Here is a 1,387-nt window from a genome sequence, read left to right on the forward strand (position 1 = left end):
GGAGGTAGCCCCCGGGTAGTGGACACCCTGTAGCTGACCCATAATGGTCAGAGAAATCAGGAGTTAAACTATGCCGAAGAATACCTACACCGCGCAGTTCAAGGCTGACGCCGTGCACCTGTACGAGTCCCACCCCGACCTCGGATACACCAAAGCAGCCGAGGACCTTGGCATTGCCCGAGGCACGCTGAAAACCTGGGTACGGCAGGACCGGATCAAGCGAGGAGCCCCGACACAGCAGTCCACCGGCAGCGCCCAGATGCCTGACCCCGAGCTGAGTGCCGAACAGCGTTTGCTTCAGGCACAAGCTGAGAACCAGGCATTGCGGGAGCGGAACAAGACTCTGGAGTCCGCCAACAGCGTGCTGGCCGAGGAGCGAGATATCCTGCGCAAGGCCACGAAGTATTTCGCGGCCGAGACGAACTGGTGATCCGCTTTCAGTTCGTTGAAGATTACCGAGACACCCATGCGGTGAAGCGGATCTGCGTGGTGCTGGGGCTGAACCGCTCCAGTTACTACAAATGGCGTGCAGCACGCCCGGCCCGGGCCGCACGCGGCTTGGAAGATCAAGCGTTACTGGATCATATTCTGCGTCATTACAAGGAATGGAACCGGACGTTGGGGTATCGGCGGATGAGCGTTGAGCTGGCTTGCGACCCACGGGTGCAGGATGATCCTTTGGTTGACGGGCCGGTGAATCACAAGCGTGTGGCCCGGTTGATGCGGGAGAATAACTTGGTTGGAGTGCACCTGCGCAGGCCCAAGTCCACGACGGTCAGGGATCCTGGCGCGCAGGTCTTCAAGGATTTGGTGAATCGTGATTTCACCTCCGAGGAGGTCGGGTCGCTCTACGTTGGTGATATCACCTACCTTCCGTTTGGGAAGGAAGGGAGATTCTTGTATTTAGCGACGGTGCTGGATGTGTGTTCTCGGCGTTTGGTGGGCTGGTCGATTGCTGATCATATGCGTACCGATTTGGTCGTGGAAGCGCTGGAGTCGGCGGCGGTGGCCAGGGGCTCGGTGGCTGGCGCTCGGATGCACACCGATCATGGCGTGCAATACACCTCATCCCTGTTCCAGAGCGTTTGCCGGCGGCTGGGCGTGGTGCAGTCGATGGGCCGCATCGGGTCAAGCGCTGATAATGCGATGGCGGAGTCGTTCAATGCCACGTTGAAGCGTGAGACGTTGCAGGGTGCCAGGCGGTGGGACTGTGAGCAGTCCTGCCGGGCCGAGGTGTTCCGGTGGATTGTTCGTTATAACAACCTGCGGAAGCATTCGGCGTTAGGCTATAAGTCGCCTGTTGATTTTGAGGGTGATTTTCACGTTATGATGGATTTCGCTGCTTAGCGTTTTTGTTCTCGGTGTCCACTTCCCGGGGGCCACCCCC

The 1,387-nt window shown here is 58.9% G+C and carries 1 protein-coding gene; it reads left to right on the forward strand.

The window, feature by feature from the left end; genetic code table 11:
- Positions 1–70 precede the first annotated feature (70 nt).
- Positions 71–1,347, forward strand: a protein-coding gene (locus ACT3UQ_RS19680) for an IS3 family transposase (RefSeq protein WP_444637816.1) whose coding sequence is annotated in 2 segments (ribosomal slippage) — positions 71–410 and positions 410–1,347 — 1,278 coding nt in all. Because the reading frame shifts where the segments join, the coding sequence is not laid out codon by codon here.
- Positions 1,348–1,387: the final 40 nt, after the last annotated feature.

Origin of the sequence: Glutamicibacter sp. AOP12-B1-11 (genome assembly GCF_052379245.1) — a bacterium.
Lineage (GTDB): Bacteria > Actinomycetota > Actinomycetes > Actinomycetales > Micrococcaceae > Glutamicibacter.